This is a genomic window from Novosphingobium sp. CECT 9465, assembly GCF_920987055.1.
Classification (GTDB): Bacteria; Pseudomonadota; Alphaproteobacteria; order Sphingomonadales; family Sphingomonadaceae; genus Novosphingobium.
The window spans coordinates 933,933-956,046 of the sequence record NZ_CAKLBX010000001.1; the positions used below are offsets into that span (position 1 = coordinate 933,933).

Genomic DNA, 22,114 nt, shown 5'->3' on the forward strand with positions numbered 1-22,114 from the left:
AGCGCGTTGCCCAGTTGCCTTTTCACCGTTTCACTGGCTCTGCATTGGCCGCCCGCTTTCAGGCTGCGCCGCCTCCCACACCCGGCCGCCGCCTACCCACGTTTCCAGCACCCGCGTTGCGCGGACCTGTTCGGGGCTTGCGACGAGCGGATCGGTATCGACCAGGATGAAATCGGCACGCAGTCCGGGCGCGAGCCTGCCGAAGCGCTGTTCGGCAAAACCCGCAAAGGCGGCTCCGCTGGTATAGGCGGCAAAGGCGCTGGCGCGGTCGAGCCGTTCCTGCGGTTGCCATCCGCCTGCAGGCTGATCGTCAGTCCCTTGGCGGCTGATCGCAGCAGCAAGCCCGGCCCAGGGATCGGGTTTTTCGACAGGTGCATCCGAACCGAAGGCCAGCTTGGCCCCTGCGACCTGCAAAGACTTCCACGCGTAGGCACCGGCCAGCCGGTCAGGTCCAAGGCGCGCTTCGGCCATGGTGCGGTCCGATGTCTGGTGGACAGGCTGCATCGATGCGATCACGCCGGCCTTGCCGAAGCGTGCAAAGTCCTGCGGATCAACGATCTGGGCATGTTCGATGCGCCAGCGGCGATCACCCTTGTATGTAGCCGAGAGGTCCTCCACCGCGCTGATGGCAGCGGCATTGCCCTGATCGCCGATGGCGTGAATGGCGACCTGGAAGTTGTCCATCGCCGCACGGCTCATCAGGTTGCCAAGCTGGGTTTGCGTCAGTTGCGGCAGGCCGTTCGTGGTGGGGGCATCGGCATAGGGCTTTTTCAGCCATGCCCCGCGCGATCCCAGCGCCCCATCGAGGTAGAGTTTCACGCCGTTCAAGCGCAGTCGGTCGGCATAGAGCCAAGGCGAGGGACCGGGGCCGCCAATCAGGATCATCTGTTCGGTGCCAGCGGCATAGGCCATGATCCGCACATAAAGCCTGTTGGCATCGCCAGCGCGGCGATAGGCCTGCCAGTCCTCTATGCCGGTGCCCATGTCGGCCACGGCTGTCACGCCGCGCTTGAACAGGATTTGCTGGGCGGTGGCGAGTGCGACATCCCGGTCATCCGGGCGCGGTGCCGGCACCTTGCCGCTAAGCAATTCCATCGCCGTATCGACGAGAACCCCTTGCAGGCTGCCATCGGCATTGCGTTCAAGCTTTCCGCCGACCGGGTCTCTGGTGGCGGCGGTGATCCCTGCGGCCTTGAGTGCGGCACTGTTTGCCCAGACGGCGTGGCCATCGACGCGCCGCAGCAGGACCGGGCGGTTTCCGGTGACCGCGTCAAGCTCTGCCGCGGTGGGGAAGCGGCCCAGATTCCACGTCTCCTGATTCCAGCCGCCGCCCACTATCCATGGACGATCGGGGTGTTCGGCAACGAAACTGCGGATCTTGGCGAGAGCGTCGCTCAACGAAGCGGTTTCCGACAAGTCGAGGCTGAGCGCCGCAAACCCGATGTCCATGACATGGGCATGCGCGTCGATCATGCCGGGCAGCAGTACGCCTCCCTTGCCGTCGATGTGATACTGGTATTCCTTTTTGGGCTTCGGCTTCTTGTCGCCAGCGTGGATGACGCGGACGATGGTTCCGGCGTTGTCGAACAGCAGGCCGGTGAAGGTCTCGACCTGACCATTGGTGCCGATGGTCGAGCCCTTCACATTGTCGATGAGCGTATCGGCCAGTGCGGGGGCAGCGGCAGTCAGCAGCAGGGCGGCCAGGACGGCACGTCTGGCGTTCACTTTGCAGACTTCCGGCGCGGCAGGCGGCGGATCAGTGCGCTCGTGTCCTCGCGGCCATGGCCCATGGCCTGAACATCGACATAGAACTGGTCGACCAGCGCGGTCACCGGAACGCTTGCGCCGATCGTGCGGGCCTCTTCAATGGCCAGGCCCAGATCCTTGCGCATGAGATCCACGGCGAAGCCAAAATCGAATTCATCCTTGGCCATGGTATGGAAGCGGTTGTCCATCTGCCACGATTGCGCTGCGCCGCCGGAAATCGCCTCGAACACCTTTTCCAGATCGAGATGCGCAGTCTGCGCGAAGCGTATGGCTTCGGAAAGACCAGCCAGCGTCGCGGCGATGCACATCTGGTTCGCCATCTTGGCGGTTTGTCCCGCACCCGATTTGCCGACATGGACAACCCGCTTGGCATAAGCGGCCAGCACAGGGCGCGCGGCATCGACGGCCCGCGCGCTGCCGCCGCACATCACGACCAGCGTCCCCGCTTCGGCACCCGACTGGCTGCCGGTGACCGGCGCATCGACACAGAGCAATTCCTTGTCGCGCCCTTCCACCGCGATCTGGCGGGCAATGCGCGCCGATACGGTGGTATGGTCGATGAACAGCGCGCCGCGCCGCAGCGTGGAAAACGCCCCGTTGGGGCTGAGCACCACATCGGCAAGATCGTCGTCGTTGCCAACGCAGGTGATGACCACATCGGCGCCATCGGCGGCCTCTGCCGGGGAGGTTGCGATGCGTACGGGAATGCCGGGGTTTGCTGCCTGCCACGCTTCTGCGCGGGCCGATGTGCGATTGAAGATCGTCAGCTTGTGTCCGGCGTTGCCAAGGTGCCGCGCCATTGGCCCTCCCATGACTCCAAGTCCGAGAAAGGACACATTGACGGGTGCACCGGCAGGGACTGGCGCGGCGGCGGGCTGGGTCTGGTCTGTCATGTGCGCTTTCATATCGGGTTTGCCGCGCAGTGCCACCCCTCTTGCAAGGCGGAAGCGCCCGTAGCATGACCGCGCACAATGAAGCGCTGGGCCGACATGATTGCACGAATGGCACGGCTGGCGTTCTGGCCTGCGCTGGTGTTTGCACTGGTCATGGCGATCCTGCCCAAGCCGCCGGAACTGCCGACGGATGACCTTGGCGACAAGTTCCAGCACATGCTGGCGTTCTTCACGCTGACGGTACTGGCGGGCACAGGCTGGCCGCGCGGATCGCTGGTGCGCGCAGCGCTGTGGCTTTCGCTGGTGGGTGTCGGAATCGAGGTTGTGCAGGCCATTCCCGCGCTGCACCGCGATTCGGACTGGCGTGACTGGGTGGCGGATTCAGCGGCGATCGTCGTCGGGCTGGGACCGGTGTTCATTTTCCGCCGGATTGCGGGCTTTCCCTCGCAAGCTTGAGGTTCCATTGGTCCCGCCTTTCCGTTAGGGCGCGGGCATGGAAAATACCGCTCTCAAGCCCGCCGTGCAGGACAATGCCCTGCTGACACTCGCCGATGTTCGCGCAGCGGCGGGGCGAATTGCGGGCCATGTGGTGCGTACGCCCACGCTGTACAGCAAGACGTTGAGTGCGATTACCGGTGCGAACATCTGGCTGAAGTTCGAAAACCTCCAGTTTACCGCCGCCTACAAGGAGCGCGGCGCGCTGAACGCGTTGCTGCAATTGACGCAGGAACAGCGCGATCGCGGCGTTATTGCGGCGTCAGCGGGCAATCACGCGCAGGGGCTTTCCTACCACGGCACCCGCCTTGGCGTTCCGGTTACCATCGTGATGCCCAGGACGACGCCGACCGTGAAGATCATGCAGACCGAAGCGGTGGGAGGCAAGGTCGTGCTTGAAGGCGAGACCTTTGACGAGGCCTATGCCCATGCGCGCAAGCTGGAGGGCGAACTGGGTCTGACCTTCGTGCATCCGTTCGACGACCCGCACGTTGCCGCAGGGCAGGGCACGGTCGCGCTGGAAATGCTGGAAGATGCGCCCGAAATCGACATGCTGGTGGTGCCCATCGGCGGCGGCGGGCTGCTTTCGGGCATGGGCACGGCGGCGCGCGGGATCAAGGCGGACATCGGCCTGGTCGGCGTTCAGGCAGAGCTGTTTCCTTCGATGTTCGCCAAGCTGAAGCACCTCGACATGCCGTGCGGCGGCGATACGCTGGCCGAAGGTATCGCGGTGAAGGAACCGGGGCAATTCACCTCGCAAGTGCTGGCGCGGATCGTCGATGATATCGTGCTGGTGGACGAGGCGGCGCTGGAAAGCGCGGTCGCCTTGTTGTTGCAGATCGAAAAGACCGTGGTCGAGGGTGCGGGCGCGGCGGGCCTTGCCGCGATGATGACGCACCGCGACCTGTTTGCCGGGCGCAATGTCGGCGTGGTGCTGTGCGGCGGCAATATCGATACGCGTTTGCTCGCCAATGTGCTGTTGCGCGACCTTGCCCGGTCCGGGCGCCTTGGCCGCCTGCGCATTACGCTGCAGGACCGGCCGGGTGCGCTGTTCAAGGTCGTGGAGGAGTTCAACCGCCATCAGGTGAACATCCTGGAAGTGTGGCACCAGCGCATCTTCACCTCACTGCCGGCCAAGGGCCTGACCGCAGAGATCGAGTGCGAAGCGCGCGATCGTGAGCAGATCGACAGGCTCGTCGCAGGACTGCGCGCAAAGGGTTATGACGTCGAGCAGGTCGAACTTGGCTGATCGGTTCCGCGCGTTAACTTTTGCGCGCGGCGGTGTCCTGTAACCGGACTGGCGGCATCTGCGGCGGGAAAAACGCCGGAATGCTCCCGATTTGCGCGCCGATTTCGCGCAAAAGTATGGTTAATGGGGCTTTCACGATTGGGAAGGCTGGGGCATTGTTGCTGCTGACAGGCCGGATTGTCCGACCCAAGGAGGCAACTGCAAACCGTGACCGCCCCTGTTCGATTTCCGCGCTTTTTCGTGACCAGCCCCGCACCGTGCCCCTATCTGCCGGGACGGAGCGAACGGAAGGTGTTTACCGAGCTGAAAGGCCCGAATTCGGACGAGTTGAACGACGCGCTGGGGCGCATCGGGTTTCGCCGCAGCCAGACGGTTGCCTATCGGCCAAGCTGCGTGGAATGCACCGCCTGCGTATCGGTGCGCGTGGTTGCAGACGCCTTTCAACCATCGTCCACGCAGAAGCGAATCTGGAAGCGCAACTGCGATCTGGTGGTGAATGTCTGCCGCCCATGGTCCACCCCGGAACAGTTTGAGCTGTTGCAGCGTTATCTCGCCGTGCGTCATCCCGGCGGGGGGATGGCGACCATGGACGAAATTGATTTTGCGGACATGGTGGAGCACTCGCCAGTCAAGAGTTATGTCATTGAATACAGGGAGCCAACGGACGATGGCTCGGTGGGGAGACTGGTAGGGGCCTGTCTCGCTGACGAGCAGGGCGATGGGCTTTCGATGATCTACAGTTTCTACGATCCTCAACACGAGACGCGGTCCGGGCTTGGCACTTTCATTATCCTCGACCATATCCAGCGCGCAGCCCGTGTCGGGCTGCCGTATGTCTATCTCGGCTACTGGGTCGAGGGATCCGAGCGCATGCAATACAAGGTGCGCTTCCGGCCTATGGAGAAGCTGGGCCGCGATGGCTGGGAACGATTTGAACCCGCAGAACAGGCAGATGCCATCGAACGTGCGGTTGCCCCTCGGCAACGCGATGTCAATTCTGGCAGCGTTGAAGGCAGTCTCAAGGACGGCGTTCACGGGGCGCAGGATCGCTACGTCCACAGTTGATTCGCCGTTGGCACGGGTGATCGCCGCCCTGATGCTGCTCGGCGGGCCGGGTTCGGCCTTTGCGCAATCATTGCAGGCCGATCAGGAACTGGAAGCGCTGATCCCTGATTCAGCGGTGCAGAACGCCGATGCCTGGGCAATCGATACCGATGCTGCGCGTACCGGCGCTCCGCCTGAGACGCTGATCGAAGAGATCGAGGCAGATACGGCAATGCCCGATATTCCGGGCATGACGATTGCCTGGCCCGATGGAAGCGAGCTTCCCACGATCGAGCCGCTCTCACCCGACCCGGACATTGACGTGGCGGAGCAGTCGACCGAAGCTGCGGTCGATGCGCTTCCCGGACAGGAAGAGACTGATGCGGGCGTGGGCACAAAGCTGGCCGATGCGGACATCGAACGCGTTGGCAAGCAGGTGGAACTGGCATTTCCGCGCGGAACAGATGCCATCCCCGATCAGGGCGCGATTGCTGAACGGTTTGCCGGCCTGTCGGCGCTCAAATCGTTCGATGACGATGAGGACAACCTTGCCCAGATCGTCCGTCGTGCGCGGACCGACCGCGAATTGCTCGTCAATATCCTGCGCATTTACGGTTATTACGATGCGCAGGTCTATCAATCGCTGGGTGGCTTTTCCGCGCCTGCCGATGGCGAGGCGGCAGGACCGATCGACGTCGAAAAAGTGGTCGTCCGCTTCGACATGCAGCCCGGCCCGCAATACCGGTTTGGTGCTATCGGCTTCGGTGATCTGGCGGCTACGGGCAACGATTTCCAATCGCTGCGCGGTGCGTTCAAGCTGAACACCGGCGATGCGATCAACTCCGACCGGATCGTCGCCGAGCGCCTCAACCTGCAAGGCGCATTGGGCGAGACCGGCTATGCCTTTGCCAAGGTGGGCGAACCCGATCTGCTGATCGATCATGAACGCCGCGAGGGTGATCTGAACGTGCCGGTTACTCCGGGCGGGGTCTACAGCTTCGGGCGGATTGTCTCATCGCGCGAGAATTTCCTCAGTTCGCGTCATCTCGACCGGATTGCGCGGTTCGACGGCGGCGACCTTTACAAGCGATCCGAAGTGGATGACCTGCGCCAGGCGATCCTGGCCACGGGTCTGGTCTCGTCGGTGACCGTGGAAACGCGCGAAGTGACCAAGCCCGTTGCCGGAACGCCGGGAACGGTCGATGTCGACGTGACGCTTACACCCGCACCCTTGCGCACGATTGCGGGGCTGATCGGGTATTCCAGCGGTGAAGGATTCCGGGTCGAGGCGAGCTGGGAGCATCGCAATTTCTTCCCGCCCGAAGGCATGCTGCGTGTGCGCGGCGTCGCCGGTACGCAGGAACAACTCGCAGGCGTCACCTTCCGCCGCAACAATTTCCTCAAGCGCGACCTGATCCTGAACGCCGATCTCTATGCGCGCAACCAGGTCAGCGATGCGTTTGAAGCGCGGACGGTCTCGCTGACCGCCGGGCTGGAGCGTCAGACGACGCTGCTGTTTCAGAAGCCGTGGATTTTTGCAGGCGGGATCGAAATTCTCGCTACCAGCGAACGCGATGCATCGGCGATCCGCGCGAATGAGCCGCGCACCACCTATTTCATCGGCGCGCTGCCTTTGCGCGGTGCCTATGACGGAAGCGACAGCCTGCTCGATCCCACGCGCGGCTTTCGCATCGGCCTGCGCGCTTCGCCCGAAATCTCGGTACAGAACGGCCAGAAGTCGACCTATGGCAAGGTGCAACTCGATGCGAGCTACTATCAGCGCGCCGGCGAAAGCGTCGTCGTGGCAGGAAGGGTGCGGCTGGGCACGATCACGGGCGCACCGATTGACAATATTGCGCCATCGCGGCGGTTCTATGCCGGTGGCGGCGGATCGGTACGCGGCTATGGCTTCCAGCAAATCGGTCCGCGCGATGCGCTGAACGAGCCAAGCGGGGGCCGTGCCCTGACGGAATTTTCGCTGGAGGCACGCGTCAAGACCGGGCTGCTGGGCGGGGCGGTCAGTGTTGTCCCATTCGTGGATGCGGGCGCAGTGGACACGACGACCACGCCGCGCTTCCAGGATCTCAAGATCGGGGTGGGCGTGGGCATCCGCTACCAGACCAATTTCGGCCCGATCCGCATTGATCTGGGCACCCCACTCAATCCTTCGCCGGGTGACAGCCGTATCGGTGTGTACGTGGCGTTGGGGCAGGCATTCTGATGGATACGCCCGAAACACCTGCCGAAGCCGTGGATGCGCAAGTCACCGCGCCTGCACCTGAGCGGTCCCGCCGGGCGCGGTTCTTGCGCGGGTTTGCGCGCCGCGTGGCCATCCTGTTTGCCGCCGGCGTGGCGCTGCTGCTGGCGGCGCTGCTGGTGCTCGATTCCTCGCTGGGGCATCGTCTGGTGGCGGATCGCATCGCGGCGATTGCGCCGGGTTCGGGCCTGCGGATAGAAATCGGGCGGATCGATGGATCGATCTACGGCGCGTCCACCTTGCGCGATATCCGCGTGAGCGACCCGGAGGGTGTGTTCCTGACGGTGCCGGTGGCCGAACTCGATTGGCGTCCGCTGTCCTGGCTGAAGACCGGGCTGGATGTGCGATTGCTGGCGCTGCATCGCGGGGTCCTGCGCCGCGCGCCGCAATTGCGGCCGAGCGAGGACGAGAACGCGCCGATCCTGCCAGATTTCGACATTCGCGTAGACAAGCTGGTGATCGACAACCTTACCGTGTCCGAGGCGATGGCCGGGCAGAAGCGGCGGGTTGATGTGTTGGCGCGTGCGGACATTCGTGGCGGCCATGCGATCGTCGATGTGAACGGTCGGTTCGGCGACAAGGACCGGATCGTGTTCAAGCTGGACAGTGAGCCGGATCGCAACAAGTTCGATCTGGCGTTGACGTACGATGCGCCCAAAGGTGGCGTAATTGCCACTCTGGCGGGCGCGAAAAGCGATATCCGGGCGCGGGTGTTCGGGAAGGGCGGCTGGACGCAGTGGAACGGGCTTGCCTATGCCACGCAGGACGGCAAACGGCTCGCCGCGTTCCAGCTTGAGAACCGTTCGGGTGCTTATCGTCTTGCCGGACAGGCGTGGCCCGGCGATCTGCTGCCAGGTACACCGGGTCAAGCCGTGGGTCAGGCGCTGTCGGTGCTCTACGACGGCACATTTGCCGATAATGCCTTCGACGGGCGTCTGCGCGTTGGTGGTGATGCTTTCAAGGCAGCGGCCACCGGCAAGCTCGATCTGGTCAACAACGAAGCCGATGCCCTCAAGGTGCGGGCCTTGGTGCTGAAGCCGGAGCGGTTGCTGGCAGCCCCGCAGCTGGCCGATGTGGCGCTGGATGCCACACTGGACGGCGCGTTTTCCGATCTTTCGATCGAGCATACGGTTACCGTCGGCCGCCTGAAGATGGGCACCGTTGATGCGCAGGGGTTGCGCAGTGCCGGTACGGCAACGTGGGATGGCGCGCGTTTCGTGCTGCCGCTTGCCGTCACCGCACGAAGCGTGACGACCGGCAACGCCATGATCGATCCGCGCTTTCCGGGCGGCCGCATAACCGGCGATCTTGTGCTTGCAGGCAACCAGCTGACTTCGGATAATCTGGTTCTGGCGCTCAAGGGCCTTGGCGCCCGGCTGGCCTTGCGCGGCGATCTGGCGCGCGGCGGCTATGCGCTCGCGGGGCCGGTGGCGGCACGCGGATTTGCGCTGGCCAATCTCGGCACGGTCGATGGCAATGCCAAGATCGTGTTCAAGCTGGGCAATGGCGTACCGTGGACGTTGCAGGCCAATGTTGCCGGACGGATGACGCGGATCGACAACGCGACCTTGCAGAACCTGACCGGCGGCAACCTGCGCTTTGCGGGCGGACTCGCCTTGGGCGAACGCATCCCGGTGACGTTCCGCAAGGCCACGATCAATTCGGCCAAGCTGCAACTGGCGCTTGATGGCAAGGTTCAGCCCGGCGGCACCGCATCGCTGACCGGGCAGGGCCGACATACCGATTATGGCGCGTTTACCGTGCAGGCGGCGATGACGGGCGAAGGACCGAATGCCGTTCTGGTGTTCGCCAATCCCCTGCCTGCGGCGGGCCTGAAGGACGTGCGCGTTGCTCTTTCACCGATTGCCGACGGGTTCCGCATTGAAACAGGTGGCGAATCGCGGCTTGGGCCGTTCGCTGGTGCCTTCGGACTGTTCATGCCGCAAGGCGGGCCGACGCGAATTGCCATCGAACGCTTCCGGGTGTGGCAGACCGATGTTACCGGCGGGGTAACGCTGGGCGACGACGGGGTTGCGGGGCAACTGGCGATGACGGGCGGGGGCCTGAACGGCACCGTACTGCTGGCACCGCGCGATGGTGGGCAGGGCTTTGATGCCAATATCACCGCGCGCAATGCAAAGTTTGGCGGCGCCAGCCCACTGTCCATCGGCAACGCCAGGATCGATGCGACCGGCCTTATCAAGGACGGGCATTCGACCATTGAAGGGACGGCGCTGGCCGAAGGTATCGGCATGGGCAAGGTCTTCCTGGGGCGGGTGGCCGCGGCAGCATATCTGCAGGATGGCAGCGGGTCGGTGACCGCATCGGTTTCAGGGCGGCGCGGCACACGCTTTGCCTTGCAGGGCACAGCGGCCTTCGCGCCGGACCAGATCGTGGCCTATGTTTCCGGCGAATATGCCGGGCGAAAGGTCTCCATGCCCCGCCGCGCGGTGATGACTCGCGAAGGCGAGGGATGGCGGCTGGCGCCGACGCAGATCGGGTTTGGCCGGGGCATCCTGATCGCCGAGGGCCATGTGCTGGGCGGCCCCACGCAGATGAAGCTGATGCTGGCGCAAATGCCGGTATCCGTCGTGGATATCGTGATCGCGGACCTTGGCCTTGGCGGCATAGCTTCGGGCATTGTCGAATATTCCAACGATGGACAGGGCGCGCCTTCGGGCAATGCCGCGCTGATGGTCAGGGGCCTGTCACGCTCCGGGCTGGTGCTGACCTCGCGTCCGGTGGATCTGGCATTGGTTGCACGGCTCGATCCCGATGCCTTGCAGGCGCGCGCCGTGATCCGCGAGGGCGCGGATGTGCGCGGGCGGTTTCAGGCGCGTATCGGTGGTCTGCCGCGCGGGGGCGGAGTCATGGACCGCCTCACCGCCGGACAGCTTGCCGGGCAACTGCGCTATTCCGGGCCGGCCGAGGCGCTGTGGCGCTTGTCCGGCGTGGAGATATTCGATCTGACGGGGCCACTGGGCGTCCGCGCCGATATTCGCGGATCGATTGTCGCACCGATCCTGAGCGGGGCGGTGTCTTCGAAGGGACTGCGCGTGCAGAGCACCTTGACCGGTACGGACGTCCGGCAAGTTGCCATGGCGGGGACATTCAACGATTCCACACTTTCGCTTGCGCGGTTTTCAGGCATGACACCGAATGGCGGACAGGTGAGTGGAAGCGGCAGTGTCGGCCTTGCCAATCTCTCCACGCGCGGACCTTCGATCGACTTGCGCTTGTCGGCAAAGAACGCCGCGCTGGTCAACCGCGACGATATGGCTGCTGCCGTCACCGGGCCATTGCGCATCGTCAGCGATGGGGTTGGCGGCACGATTGCTGGCCGTGTGCGGATTGAAACGGCCAAATGGACGCTGGGCAGTGCCAGCGCTGCGCAGGAATTGCCGATCATCGCCACGCGCGAGGTGAATGCGCCTGCCGATGCCGCTCCGGCACGGGTGCCTGCCGCTGCGTGGCGTTTCCTGATCGATGCTGCGGGGGCCAATCGCATCGCCGTGCGCGGGCTGGGCCTTGACAGTGAATGGGGTGCCGACATCCGGTTGCGCGGGACAACGGCGGCACCGCAGATTTTCGGTACGGCTGACCTCGTGCGCGGGGGCTATGAATTTGCAGGCAAGCGCTTCGAACTGACGCGTGGCCGCATCCGCTTCACTGGCGAAGTTCCGGTCGATCCGCTGCTGGATATCGTGGCTGAAGGCGATGCCAACAATGTCAGCGCGAAAATAACGATTACCGGATCGGGCGTGAAGCCGATCATCACGTTCTCCTCGACGCCAGCGTTGCCTGAAGAGGAACTGCTGAGCCGACTGCTGTTCGGCAGTTCGATCACCCAGATTTCGGCGCCTGAGGCGGTACAACTGGCATCGGCACTGGCATCCTTGCGCGGCGGCGGCGGGCTGGACCCGATCAACAAGCTGCGCGCAGCCATCGGGCTTGACCGATTGCGCGTTGTTGGGGCCGATCCCACCATCGGGGCAGGGACAAGCATTGCTGTGGGCAAATATCTTGGGCGGCGGGTGTTCGTCGAACTGGTAACCGATGGCGGCGGGTATAGCGCCACTTCGGTTGAATTCCGCATCACCCGCTGGCTGGCGCTGCTGGCAACGATGTCGACCATCGGCGACGAAAGTCTCAACCTCAAGGCCAGCAAGGACTATTGACCGGTTGTAACCAAGCAGAAATGCGGTCTTCAAACTGACACTTGCCGGTGGCCTTGGAAGCGAATGCCCCATGCTTCCCATCCCTTGCTCCTATGCGATCTCACCCAAAGCTATGCGCCGCATGGCGGGGGAGGGATTGGCACTTATCTGCGTGAAAAACAGCGATACGTGCTGGAGCATACGCAGCACCGGCTGTTGCAGATCGTACCCGGTCCCGAAGACCGCATTGTCGAGCGCGGGCGCCATATCTGGGTCGAGGTTGGCGCCGATCAGGTGCGGGGAAGTCCGAATTATCGCTTCATCATGCGGACCCGCATCGTGCGCGAAGTGCTTGAACGCTATCGTCCCGACCTGATCGAATCACAATGCCCATGGGTGCTGCCCTGGACGGCGATCAATTATGGCAAGGCATTCCCGCAAACCGCGCTGGTGGCCGGATACCACACCGATTTTCCCGAAGCCCACGTCTATCGTGTTGGTTCGAGCCTGTTCGGCAGTTTTGTTGCGCGCGGATTGCGACGTCTGGCCACAGGCTACGCGCAATTGACCTATCGTGAATTCGACAGGGTTTACACCTTGAGCACGGTCATGGCGCAGACCTTGGCTGAATATGGCATCGAGCATGTCGATGTGATGTCGCTGGGCGTGGATACGAGCCTTTTCCATCCCTCGCGCCGCGATGCGGCTTGGCGCGCAGAGCTTGGTCTCAAGGCGCAAGGCCCGCTGCTGGTCTATGCCGGACGGCTCGACAATGAAAAGCGGGCGCATCGCCTGCTGGAAATGTTCAAGCGCCTGCCCTCGTCACTGGATGCGGGGCTGGTGCTGATCGGTGATGGCAAACTGCGGGCAACCTTGCAGGATTGTTCGCGCGGATGGCAGGTGGCATTTCCGGGGTTTATTTCGGACCGTCACCAACTGGCGCGTGCGCTGGCATCGGCAGATATCTACGTTTCGGCAATGGCGGATGAGACGTTCGGCATATCTGTCATCGAGGCACAGGCGAGCGGTCTCCCGGTGGTGGGGGTGGAATCGGGCGCAATGCCCGAACGCGTTCCTGCAAACACCGGTATGCTGGTTCCCGTCGATGATGCAGCCGCCATGGCGAACGCCGTCGTTGCGATCTGGCGAGGTCCGCTAATTGCGATGGGGCAGGCCGGACGCCTTCACATCGAAGGCCGTTTCTCATGGCGCCAGACTTTCGACACGCTGTTGCGTGATGTTTATCCCAAAGCTTTGCAGTCAGCCGACGACAGGGTGAAAAGGACACGTTTCAGCGGGATTGGAACTGGCATTTTTAATCGCGAGGCAATCCGCCAGGGCAATCGCTGAACGGAAATATTTGGGGCCTATATACCTAGGCCGTAAACTCATAAATCACACCGTCGAGGTTTGAGGCAAAACGGCTCAGCGCAAGGAGGGCAGACGCAGGAATATGTCGATATTTCAAGTCTGCCCGACGAAGCGATGGGCCGTTTTGCCTCAAATCCGCAGGACGTCGAAATGACTTCCATCTCGAACCAGGTCGCCCTTGGAAGGGCAACCAGCCCTCCCAGCGGGCGCCTTGGCCCGATATGTTCGTCATTTCGACGCCTCGACGGTGTGGTTTATGAATTTACGGCCTAAAGCACGACCGCCGTGCCGCTGACGCTGACCATCAGCATCGATCCGCGCGCACCGATGGTTTCGTAATCGATGTCCACGCCGATCACGGCATTCGCGCCCATCGCCAGTGCCTTGTCCTCAAGCTCGCGCAGCGCCTGTTCGCGCCCGCGCGAAAGCACTTCCTCATACTTGCCCGAACGCCCGCCGAAGATGTCGGTAATGGAGGCGAAGATGTCGCGCACGATGTTCGCGCCAAGGATCACCTCTCCGGTCACCACGCCAAGATAGCGCTGCACCGGACGGCCTTCGATAATGCTGGTGGTGGACAAGATCATCTGGCTGGCCTTTCGCGGATATTGTATGGTCGGGCTAGCACTCTGGAATATTGCGTCCAGTTCCGCGTCAGCACAATGGCGTCTCGACCACTTATTTCGGACTAGGCCGTGAACCCATTAACGCGACGGTGTCTGAGCCTTCTTGATCTGTCGCACCGCCCAGATGACAATCGGAATTGTCAGAATCAGGAACACGATAAGTCGGGTGTTCCACTGCTCACCGCTGAAGAATGCGATCAAGGCAGCGGCAAAGAAGAATAGCGTCCAAGACATCCAGGGCTTCATAGGGTTCATCGTAACACGCCTTTCCTTGTTGAGCGAAAGCTGATTCAGGGACTGGATGAGCCGATATGACCTGACCGATTTCGAGTGGCGTGTGATCGAACCAATGTTGCCCAACAAGCCTAGAGGCGTGCCACGTGTCGATGACCGGCGTGTGCTGAATGGCATCTTCTGGGTGCTGCGGTCAGGGGCGCCGTGGCGAGACTTGCCGGAACGCTATGGCCCGCGCACAACCTGCTACAATCGCTTCGTGCGATGGCGAAAAGCCGGTGTGTGGGATCGAATGATGGACGCCATCACCGCCGCCCATGATGGCGATATCCAGATGATCGACAGCACTTCCATCCGGGCGCACCAACAGGCTGCGACGGCAAAAAGGGGGATCGAGATCATTGTCTCGGTCGCTCCCGAGGCGGGCTCACCACCAAAATCCACGCGGTCGTCGATGGGCAAGGCCTCCCGATCCGGCTCAGCCTGACTGCCGGGCAAAGCCACGACGGGCAAGCGGCTGACGATCTACTCAATCACGTTGGCGCCGGAACAATCGTGCTGGCAGACAAGGCGTATGACGCCGATCGTATCCGAGCGTCTCTCCGCGAAAAGGGATCGTTTGCCAACATTCCGCCCAAGGCAAACCGGAAGTCGAAACCGTACTTCAGCACATGGCTGTACCGCGAGCGGAACCTGATCGAACGCTATTTCTCCAAATTGAAGCACTTCCGCAGAGTAGCTACCCGCTACGACAAGTTGGCCGAAAACTTTCTGGCCATGGTCCAACTCGCCTCAATGCGCCTGTGGCTGCGCGTTTATGAGTCTACGGCCTAGCTAGCCGTCCACCTCTGACTGTTGTTCCCCGTCAGCACCAATGGCACAGATTTGAGGTTGTGATTTAAGGAGTGTTGGGGCTTCGTCGTAGTGACGAAGGAACGAAGATGAAGCCCCAACACTCCTTAAAAAAATCGCCGATAAAGGCCCCTGCCGAGCGGGTGGTGAAGGACATCCGGCGGCAGACCCGTCGGCACTTCTCGGCCGAAGACAAGATCAGGATCGTGCTGGATGGCCTGCGCGGCGAGGACAGCATTGCCGAGCTGTGCCGCAAGGAAGGCATCGCCCAAAGCCTGTATTACACCTGGTCGAAGGAGTTCATGGAAGCGGGCAAGCGTCGCCTGGCTGGCGACACTGCCCGTGCCGCAACCACCGGCGAGGTGCAGGACCTGCGCCGCGAAGCCCGTGCCCTGAAGGAATGCGTTGCCGACCTGACGCTCGAAAACCGTCTGCTCAAAAAAAGTATGATCGCGGATGGGGGCGACGACGAATGAGGTATCCAGCATCGGAGAAGCTCGAGATCATCCGGATCGTCGAGCAATCGCACCTACCAGCCAAGCACACGTTGGACGAGCTCGGCATTGCCCGTCGGACCTTCTACCGCTGGTACGACCGGTTCCTCGAAGGCGGCCCGGAGGCGCTGGAGGATCGGCCATCGACACCGAGCCGGGTGTGGAACCGGATCCCGCCTGACATCCATGATCAGATCATCGAGCTGGCGCTGGGGCAGTCCGAGCTAAGCCCCCGGGAACTGGCGGTGCGTTTTACCGATGAGAGGCGCTACTTCGTGTCGGAAGCCACGGTTTACCGTCTGTTGAAGGCCCACGATCTGATCACCAGCCCGGCCTATGTCGTGATCAAGGCCGCCGATCAGTTCCACACCAAGACCACGCGGGTAAACGAGATGTGGCAGACTGATTTTACCTACTTCAAGATCATCGGGTGGGGCTGGATGTACCTGTCGACCGTGCTCGACGACTTCTCGCGCTACATTATCGCCTGGAAACTGTGCACCAACATGCGCGCCGAGGATGTGACCGACACGCTCGACCTGGCCCTTGGCGCATCGGGCTGCGACAGCGCCACGGTGCTGCACAAGCCCAGGCTGTTGTCGGATAATGGCCCCAGCTACATCGCCGGCGAATTGGCTGAATACATTGAGGCCCGGAAGATGAGCCACGTGCGCGGTGCCCCGATGCACCCGCAAACCCAGGGCAAGATCGAGCGCTGGCACCAAACCCTGAAAAACCGCATCCTGCTGGAAAACTACTTTTTGCCCGGCGACCTCGAAGCCCAAATCGAGGCCTTCGTCGAGTACTACAACCACCAGCGTTACCACGAGAGCCTGAACAACGTGACGCCCGCCGATGCCTACTTCGGCAGGGCTCCAGCCATCATCAAACAGCGCGAAAGGATCAAGCGACAGACCATCGAACATCGGCGCTTGCAACACCGCAAGCTCGCCGCCTAACATCAACCCCCAGACGAGGTCCGCACTCCGCTAATTTACGCCGCGAGTTGTGCCGAATGTTCTGACGACGGACAGCTAACCGCCGACACTTGTGCCAAGATGGTAGAGTCGGCAACCCGCTCTTGCCAACCTATGATCTCGGTGCCTCCTGAACCGGCTAATCCGAATTGGGACGCAATGGCGGCGTCCCTAGCCTCACAGGCTAACGCGATAGCATGGGGTTCCCTTGTGCTTGCGGTGATTGTCGTTATTGCAGGCATTGCGTGGGGCAAAATCACTACGGCAAACGCTGAACGCGAAGCGCGCGCTATGGCAAAAGCGTGTGCTGATGAGTATATACGAGAATGGCTGTCTAAAGAGGCTCCTGGCATTATCCGGGAGAGGGTGGACCTAATCTTGGATGCGACCTTAGGCACTGGTAATGATGCCGATGCGGCAGACGAAATTGGAAAGGAGGCATAAATGGTAGATCCAATGACAGTGATAACGGAGCATTGGGATAGCACGCCCGTTCCAATCGAAGCGATCATTCGGGATATAGGGCTTCCGTTGTCCTATGAGCCAATGGACGACAATATTTCAGGTTACATTGAGCGGCAAAACGGCAGCTACCGGATTGTCGTGAACTCAACCCATGCCCCCACGCGGCGACGTTTTACCGCTGCGCATGAGTTGGGCCACTACATCTACCACCGTGACCTTTTAGGCGAAGGCGTTGGCGATAACCGCGCTTATCGGACGGAAGGCACTGACCGCCCCAACGTGAATATTCGGCCTATCCATGAACGCCAAGCCAATAGCTTCGCCGCTAATGTCTTGATGCCGCGGCATCGGTTAACTGACGTAGCCGGGGAAAGCACTCCCGCGCTTGCGGCGCGGTTTGGAGTGTCGCAAGCGGCGATGAAGATAAGGCTTGGGCGCACTGTTTAGTTTTTCGCGGGGCTGGGGAGAGCTTTGGTTGTCTCTAGTGCTTTGATATCAGAATAGACCGATTGCAGCGGTGCCACTGACTCTGGATCGCGTTGCTTAAAGTAGGCTAACGCCTTCCCGCTGGTGATCCATTCATCAAGCTGCTGGTTAAATTCTGTCATCAGTTCATTTGGGTAGAGGCGCGCTTGAACGGTGGGCCGCTTTCCATCGTCAAAATCATGAGGATAGGAAGGAAAATTATCTGGGTCGTAGCCTTTCTTGCGCAACCAACCTGAAAATATCTTGCCGAGCGATATATCAGGCATCATGCGGGCCGGGATAACATAACCTTTTGTTGTCCGTCGTCAGAACATTCGGCACAACTCGCGGCGTAAATTAGCGGAGTGCGGACCTCGTCTGGGGGTTGATGTTAGGCGGCGAGCTTGCGGTGTTGCAAGCGCCGATGTTCGATGGTCTGTCGCTTGATCCTTTCGCGCTGTTTGATGATGGCTGGAGCCCTGCCGAAGTAGGCATCGGCGGGCGTCACGTTGTTCAGGCTCTCGTGGTAACGCTGGTGGTTGTAGTACTCGACGAAGGCCTCGATTTGGGCTTCGAGGTCGCCGGGCAAAAAGTAGTTTTCCAGCAGGATGCGGTTTTTCAGGGTTTGGTGCCAGCGCTCGATCTTGCCCTGGGTTTGCGGGTGCATCGGGGCACCGCGCACGTGGCTCATCTTCCGGGCCTCAATGTATTCAGCCAATTCGCCGGCGATGTAGCTGGGGCCATTATCCGACAACAGCCTGGGCTTGTGCAGCACCGTGGCGCTGTCGCAGCCCGATGCGCCAAGGGCCAGGTCGAGCGTGTCGGTCACATCCTCGGCGCGCATGTTGGTGCACAGTTTCCAGGCGATAATGTAGCGCGAGAAGTCGTCGAGCACGGTCGACAGGTACATCCAGCCCCACCCGATGATCTTGAGTGGAGTAGGAAGCGCATAAGCGCTTCCCCTCCCCGAACCGTACGTGCACCTTTCAGCGCATACGGCTCTCTATTCAACCTTGGTCCAAGGCCATGGCGACATCACGATAGCGGGAGGTGACGGTGTTTCGGAGCTCGTCCCGATAGATGTAGGGATTTCGCTCCGGATTCCGCCACCGGAACTGCATCTTCTGGCTTGTGACCAGTCGTCGCAGCGCCTTGCCGACGGCATTGCCCTGATTGCTTCGACCGTAGACCAGCCACGTCTTCGATTGGCCGGTTTCCGGCATGCGGTACCATTTACGCATCAAAGGCTTGATACGGGACCGGTACTTCTGCGCCAACCAGTGCGCCATTTTCCAGAACACGACGGTGTCGATGCGCCGGAATGTGCGCGCCGTGAAGTCGGTGAACCTGTAGAACGCAGCCCATCCCGCCAGCTGGCGGTTCAGACCGTCGATCATGTCCACCGCGGCAACCTCATGATTGCCGGAGAGAGCCTCGACCAATCGGCGAGCGAAGGTCTTGGCCTTCTCCTTGGGTATCGTTGAGACCACGGACATGCGTCCGCTCGATCCCCGCCTGCGGATAATCCGGTGCCCGAGGAACACGAACCCGTCGTCGACGTGGGTGATATGGCTCTTGTCCATATTCAACGTCAGCTTCAGGTCGTCTTCCAGAAAGGCCCGGCATTCCTCGCGGATGGCCTCGGCATGTGCCTTGGTGCCCTTGACGATGACAACGAAGTCATCGGCGTAACGGCAGTAGGCGACAGCAGGTTTCCATTGCCGGTTCTCGCGAACCGTGATGGGGCGCCCCTGCTGGATGCCGAAGTTCCATGCCCAGCGATCCTTTCGCGCCTTGTCGCTCAGGTATTTCGCCTCCAGCCACGCATCAAACTCATGGAGCATGATGTTGGACAGGAGCGGCGACAGCACGCCGCCTTGCGGTACACCTTCGCTTGAGGCGACGAACAGGCCACGGTCGACGTGGCCCGCCTTCAGGAATCGCCAGAGCAGATCAACAAACCGATCATCCCGGATTCGCCGCCGAACGCAGCGAAGCAGAAGCCGGTGGTGGACCGTATCGAAGTAGCTCGCCAGATCACCTTCGATGATCCAGCGGCCCCGCGCTCCGGCACCACTATCCTGCAACTGTATCTTCACGGTCCGGACAGCGTGATGCACGCTGCGTTCCGGCCTGAAGCCGTAGGAGAGGCGATGGAAGTCGCTTTCCCAGATCGGCTCCATGGCCATCAGCATCGCGCGCTGGACGATGCGGTCTTTCAGGGTCGGGATACCAAGTGGTCGTTTCTTGCCATTGGCTTTCGGGATATAGATTCGCCTGACCGGCTGCGGGTGATAACTCCCCGTCAGCAAGTCCGTTCGCAGACTGGCCAGCTGTTCTGCCAGTACGGCCTGCATCCGTCGCTTGTCCATTCCGTCGATGCCCGGCGTATTGGCGCCACTCGACGCCAGCACGATCCGAGCCGCCTCGGCAAGCCACGCCCGATCGGCAATGAGCCGGAGAAGGCGATCGAACTTGCGGTTCTGGTCGCTCTCGGCCCACGTCGCGAGCTTGTGCTGCATTTCGCTGATTATCAAAGGTCTTCACCTCGTTTGGTCAGGTAGTTTGCACTTCAAGCTGATTGAACTGTCCCCCTTCGCCATGTGACAGGCTTTCCCTGTCGCGGACTACTACGGGGACTCCGCCAGCACGGTGGACATCGGGGCCAACTCCCTTGGCATTCCATCATGCCTTCCCTCGTTCATATGCTGGACTTTCGCGCGCTGGGGAGGCTGCCGGTCGCAGTCCTTGTCCTTGCGTCCCGCAAGTCGATGCCGATGCCATGGCCTGGCTGCATTCTCTCCATGGCTCCATGCGGACGGGCTACATTTCCGGCCACATTCGGATGTCGCCGACATACGTCTCCGGCGCCATCATCAGCATTCCGCCTGTTAAGCCGTGTAGGCGAAGGCGACATTTCAGCCCTCGGATGCGGATTAACCGGTTCGTGTTCCTCAACCTTCCAGCGCTACAGCCTCGGGGACCATCTCGGCGTAACGGCTTCGCCTCAATCCCCTTTACCTGCGGGCTACGTCACCCTGCCAGTTGACGGCAGGTCACCGCCGCTTGGGCTCATGCCCCCTCACAGCAGAGGGCAAGGCATTCGTTCAGTTCCTCCTTTCTCCTTTGCATTCCAGTCATATGCACCCCGGACCATCCGGGACGAGGCGCACAGTAGGTAAAATCAGTCTGCCACATCTCGTTTACCCGCGTGGTCTTGGTGTGGAACTGATCGGCGGCCTTGATCACGACATAGGCCGGGCTGGTGATCAGATCGTGGGCCTTCAACAGACGGTAAACCGTGGCTTCCGACACGAAGTAGCGCCTCTCATCGGTAAAACGCACCGCCAGTTCCCGGGGGCTTAGCTCGGACTGCCCCAGCGCCAGCTCGATGATCTGATCATGGATGTCAGGCGGGATCCGGTTCCACACCCGGCTCGGTGTCGATGGCCGATCCTCCAGCGCCTCCGGGCCGCCTTCGAGGAACCGGTCGTACCAGCGGTAGAAGGTCCGACGGGCAATGCCGAGCTCGTCCAACGTGTGCTTGGCTGGTAGGTGCGATTGCTCGACGATCCGGATGATCTCGAGCTTCTCCGATGCTGGATACCTCATTCGTCGTCGCCCCCATCCGCGATCATACTTTTTTTGAGCAGACGGTTTTCGAGCGTCAGGTCGGCAACGCATTCCTTCAGGGCACGGGCTTCGCGGCGCAGGTCCTGCACCTCGCCGGTGGTTGCGGCACGGGCAGTGTCGCCAGCCAGGCGACGCTTGCCCGCTTCCATGAACTCCTTCGACCAGGTGTAATACAGGCTTTGGGCGATGCCTTCCTTGCGGCACAGCTCGGCAATGCTGTCCTCGCCGCGCAGGCCATCCAGCACGATCCTGATCTTGTCTTCGGCCGAGAAGTGCCGACGGGTCTGCCGCCGGATGTCCTTCACCACCCGCTCGGCAGGGGCCTTCATCGGCGATTTTTTTAAGGAGTGTTGGGGCTTCATCTTCGTTCCTTCGTCACTACGACGAAGCCCCAACACTCCTTAAATCACAACCTCAAATCTGTGCCATTGGTGCTGACGGGGAACACTTGTGGAGCGGCAGGCGGCTTTCAGCAAGCACGGTGCCGGTGCGGACGCTGAAGTGTTGGCGGCAGTCGCGGCAGCGGTAAGGCATCGGCTTGTGGTTCTTGACTTCGGCAACCGACAAGCTGCCGCAATGCGGGCAAGAGACTTCGCCGTTCCAGCGGTTGCGCTCGAAATACTGCCGTGCAGCTTCCTCATTGGGGAAGCGTTCAAAGAACTGATACAGGCTGACGGTTTCGGGCTTGTCGGTTATGAAACCTAACTAGCCATATTTTTTGGTGCCGTCAAATTATTTTTGGCTAGTTAAGTATATAGGCCCCAAATATTTGGCAGTGAGGCACCTTGCGGATGTGCTTGGCTGGCAGCGTCCGATCGATGCCGTTCAGACCCGTCGACCCCGGAACAATTGCACCAGTCCGACGATCACCGCGATGACCAGCACGATGTGGATTATTCCTGCTGTGATCTTGAACGCGAATACGCCGAGCGCCCACAACACGAACAGTACGAGGGCAATGGTCAAAAGCATGGTTTCTTCTCCCGGCTAAACCCTTCGGCGGGCTGGTCGGAAGTATAATCCGCGTGTGGAGCAAAAGGTTCCTGCGGCATATATTGGCGGCGGGTGAGGGGAACTTCCTAGCGCCAGCAAGCGCCGTTGATAACCATTTCTTTGCAACCGCTTGGTATGCGTC

The 22,114-nt window shown here is 61.5% G+C and carries 16 protein-coding genes and 3 pseudogenes; 9 read left to right on the forward strand and 10 right to left on the reverse strand.

Annotated elements, in window-relative coordinates; all coding sequences use genetic code 11:
- Positions 1–30: 30 nt before the first annotated feature.
- On the reverse strand, positions 31–1,725 hold the full coding sequence (locus tag LUA85_RS04575) for an amidohydrolase (protein WP_231467340.1): 1,695 nt from the start codon (positions 1,723–1,725) through the stop codon (positions 31–33).
- Positions 1,722–2,660: an NAD(P)-dependent oxidoreductase gene (locus tag LUA85_RS04580; RefSeq protein ID WP_231467342.1), complete on the reverse strand. Its 939-nt coding sequence runs from the start codon at positions 2,658–2,660 to the stop codon at positions 1,722–1,724. The genes LUA85_RS04575 and LUA85_RS04580 overlap by 4 nt, the downstream gene beginning before the upstream one ends.
- Before the next feature lie 78 nt (positions 2,661–2,738).
- On the opposite strand from LUA85_RS04580, the gene LUA85_RS04585 reads away from it, so the two are divergent.
- The 6 genes from LUA85_RS04585 (at position 2,739) to LUA85_RS04610 (ending at position 13,212) form a co-directional block, all read left to right on the forward strand.
- Positions 2,739–3,116 carry a hypothetical protein gene (locus tag LUA85_RS04585; protein WP_231467345.1) on the forward strand — a complete coding sequence of 126 codons (378 nt, stop codon included), beginning with the start codon at positions 2,739–2,741 and terminating at the stop codon, positions 3,114–3,116.
- A gap of 37 nt (positions 3,117–3,153) precedes the next feature.
- Positions 3,154–4,404 carry a threonine ammonia-lyase gene (locus LUA85_RS04590; protein WP_231467348.1) on the forward strand — a complete coding sequence of 417 codons (1,251 nt, stop codon included), beginning with the start codon at positions 3,154–3,156 and terminating at the stop codon, positions 4,402–4,404.
- 207 nt (positions 4,405–4,611) lie between these two features.
- Positions 4,612–5,469, forward strand: a complete 858-nt coding sequence (locus LUA85_RS04595; protein WP_231467351.1) for an arginyltransferase — start codon at positions 4,612–4,614, stop codon at positions 5,467–5,469.
- A 16-nt stretch (positions 5,470–5,485) separates the two neighbouring features.
- Positions 5,486–7,669 carry an autotransporter assembly complex family protein gene (locus LUA85_RS04600; RefSeq protein WP_231467353.1) on the forward strand — a complete coding sequence of 728 codons (2,184 nt, stop codon included), beginning with the start codon at positions 5,486–5,488 and terminating at the stop codon, positions 7,667–7,669.
- Complete coding sequence (locus tag LUA85_RS04605) at positions 7,669–11,883, forward strand: translocation/assembly module TamB domain-containing protein (RefSeq protein ID WP_231467356.1); 4,215 nt, start codon at positions 7,669–7,671, stop codon at positions 11,881–11,883. The genes LUA85_RS04600 and LUA85_RS04605 overlap by 1 nt, the downstream gene beginning before the upstream one ends.
- Before the next feature lie 63 nt (positions 11,884–11,946).
- A complete protein-coding gene (locus LUA85_RS04610; protein ID WP_256448222.1) occupies positions 11,947–13,212 on the forward strand; it encodes a glycosyltransferase in 1,266 nt (421 codons plus the stop codon).
- A gap of 290 nt (positions 13,213–13,502) precedes the next feature.
- Here the strand turns inward: LUA85_RS04610 and LUA85_RS04615 are convergent, their stop codons facing one another.
- Positions 13,503–13,820 (reverse strand): heavy metal-binding domain-containing protein, encoded by a 318-nt coding sequence (locus LUA85_RS04615; protein ID WP_231466482.1) that lies wholly within the window; start codon positions 13,818–13,820, stop codon positions 13,503–13,505.
- A 117-nt stretch (positions 13,821–13,937) separates the two neighbouring features.
- Positions 13,938–14,105 (reverse strand): hypothetical protein, encoded by a 168-nt coding sequence (locus LUA85_RS04620; RefSeq protein WP_231466483.1) that lies wholly within the window; start codon positions 14,103–14,105, stop codon positions 13,938–13,940.
- Positions 14,106–14,160: 55 nt separating this feature from the next.
- Between LUA85_RS04620 and LUA85_RS04625 the strand changes: the two genes are divergently transcribed.
- The 3 genes from LUA85_RS04625 (at position 14,161) to LUA85_RS04635 (ending at position 17,328) form a co-directional block, all read left to right on the forward strand.
- Positions 14,161–14,927, forward strand: a protein-coding gene (locus LUA85_RS04625) for an IS5 family transposase (RefSeq protein WP_231466484.1) whose coding sequence is annotated in 2 segments (ribosomal slippage) — positions 14,161–14,473 and positions 14,473–14,927 — 768 coding nt in all. Because the reading frame shifts where the segments join, the coding sequence is not laid out codon by codon here.
- Between the two features lie 107 nt (positions 14,928–15,034).
- A protein-coding gene (locus LUA85_RS04630; RefSeq protein WP_371823646.1) for an IS3 family transposase occupies positions 15,035–16,398 on the forward strand; the annotation gives its coding sequence in 2 pieces (ribosomal slippage) (positions 15,035–15,383 and positions 15,383–16,398; 1,365 coding nt in all).
- 462 nt (positions 16,399–16,860) lie between these two features.
- Complete coding sequence (locus LUA85_RS04635; RefSeq protein ID WP_231467361.1) at positions 16,861–17,328, forward strand: ImmA/IrrE family metallo-endopeptidase; 468 nt, start codon at positions 16,861–16,863, stop codon at positions 17,326–17,328.
- On the opposite strand, the gene LUA85_RS04640 is transcribed toward LUA85_RS04635, so the two are convergent.
- The 6 genes and pseudogenes from LUA85_RS04640 to LUA85_RS04665 form a co-directional block, all read right to left on the reverse strand.
- On the reverse strand, positions 17,325–17,636 hold the full coding sequence (locus LUA85_RS04640) for a hypothetical protein (protein ID WP_231467363.1): 312 nt from the start codon (positions 17,634–17,636) through the stop codon (positions 17,325–17,327). The genes LUA85_RS04635 and LUA85_RS04640 overlap by 4 nt on opposite strands.
- A 101-nt stretch (positions 17,637–17,737) precedes the next feature.
- Positions 17,738–18,286: pseudogene (locus LUA85_RS04645) on the reverse strand (transposase); the annotation flags it as partial.
- 67 nt (positions 18,287–18,353) lie between these two features.
- Positions 18,354–19,883 carry a group II intron reverse transcriptase/maturase gene (ltrA, locus tag LUA85_RS04650; protein ID WP_008828485.1) on the reverse strand — a complete coding sequence of 510 codons (1,530 nt, stop codon included), beginning with the start codon at positions 19,881–19,883 and terminating at the stop codon, positions 18,354–18,356.
- 637 nt (positions 19,884–20,520) lie between these two features.
- A pseudogene (locus LUA85_RS04655) lies at positions 20,521–21,341 on the reverse strand (helix-turn-helix domain-containing protein); the annotation flags it as partial.
- An 85-nt stretch (positions 21,342–21,426) separates the two neighbouring features.
- Positions 21,427–21,675 (reverse strand): annotated as a pseudogene (locus LUA85_RS04660) (transposase); the annotation flags it as partial.
- A gap of 129 nt (positions 21,676–21,804) precedes the next feature.
- Complete coding sequence (locus tag LUA85_RS04665; protein WP_231467365.1) at positions 21,805–21,951, reverse strand: lmo0937 family membrane protein; 147 nt, start codon at positions 21,949–21,951, stop codon at positions 21,805–21,807.
- Positions 21,952–22,114 lie beyond the last annotated feature (163 nt).

What these genes read in the sequence shown, in the direction of transcription:
- LUA85_RS04620 (WP_231466483.1), bottom strand. Translation starts at nt 14,105, where the DNA reads ATGAAGCCCTGGATGTCTTGGACGCTATTCTTCTTTGCCGCTGCCTTG.
- LUA85_RS04590 (WP_231467348.1), top strand. Translation starts at nt 3,154, where the DNA reads ATGGAAAATACCGCTCTCAAGCCCGCCGTGCAGGACAATGCCCTGCTG.
- LUA85_RS04580 (WP_231467342.1), bottom strand. Translation starts at nt 2,660, where the DNA reads ATGACAGACCAGACCCAGCCCGCCGCCGCGCCAGTCCCTGCCGGTGCA.
- LUA85_RS04615 (WP_231466482.1), bottom strand. Translation starts at nt 13,820, where the DNA reads ATGATCTTGTCCACCACCAGCATTATCGAAGGCCGTCCGGTGCAGCGC.
- LUA85_RS04610 (WP_256448222.1), top strand. Translation starts at nt 11,947, where the DNA reads ATGCCCCATGCTTCCCATCCCTTGCTCCTATGCGATCTCACCCAAAGC.
- LUA85_RS04635 (WP_231467361.1), top strand. Translation starts at nt 16,861, where the DNA reads ATGGTAGATCCAATGACAGTGATAACGGAGCATTGGGATAGCACGCCC.
- LUA85_RS04665 (WP_231467365.1), bottom strand. Translation starts at nt 21,951, where the DNA reads ATGCTTTTGACCATTGCCCTCGTACTGTTCGTGTTGTGGGCGCTCGGC.
- LUA85_RS04605 (WP_231467356.1), top strand. Translation starts at nt 7,669, where the DNA reads ATGGATACGCCCGAAACACCTGCCGAAGCCGTGGATGCGCAAGTCACC.
- LUA85_RS04640 (WP_231467363.1), bottom strand. Translation starts at nt 17,636, where the DNA reads ATGATGCCTGATATATCGCTCGGCAAGATATTTTCAGGTTGGTTGCGC.
- LUA85_RS04585 (WP_231467345.1), top strand. Translation starts at nt 2,739, where the DNA reads ATGAAGCGCTGGGCCGACATGATTGCACGAATGGCACGGCTGGCGTTC.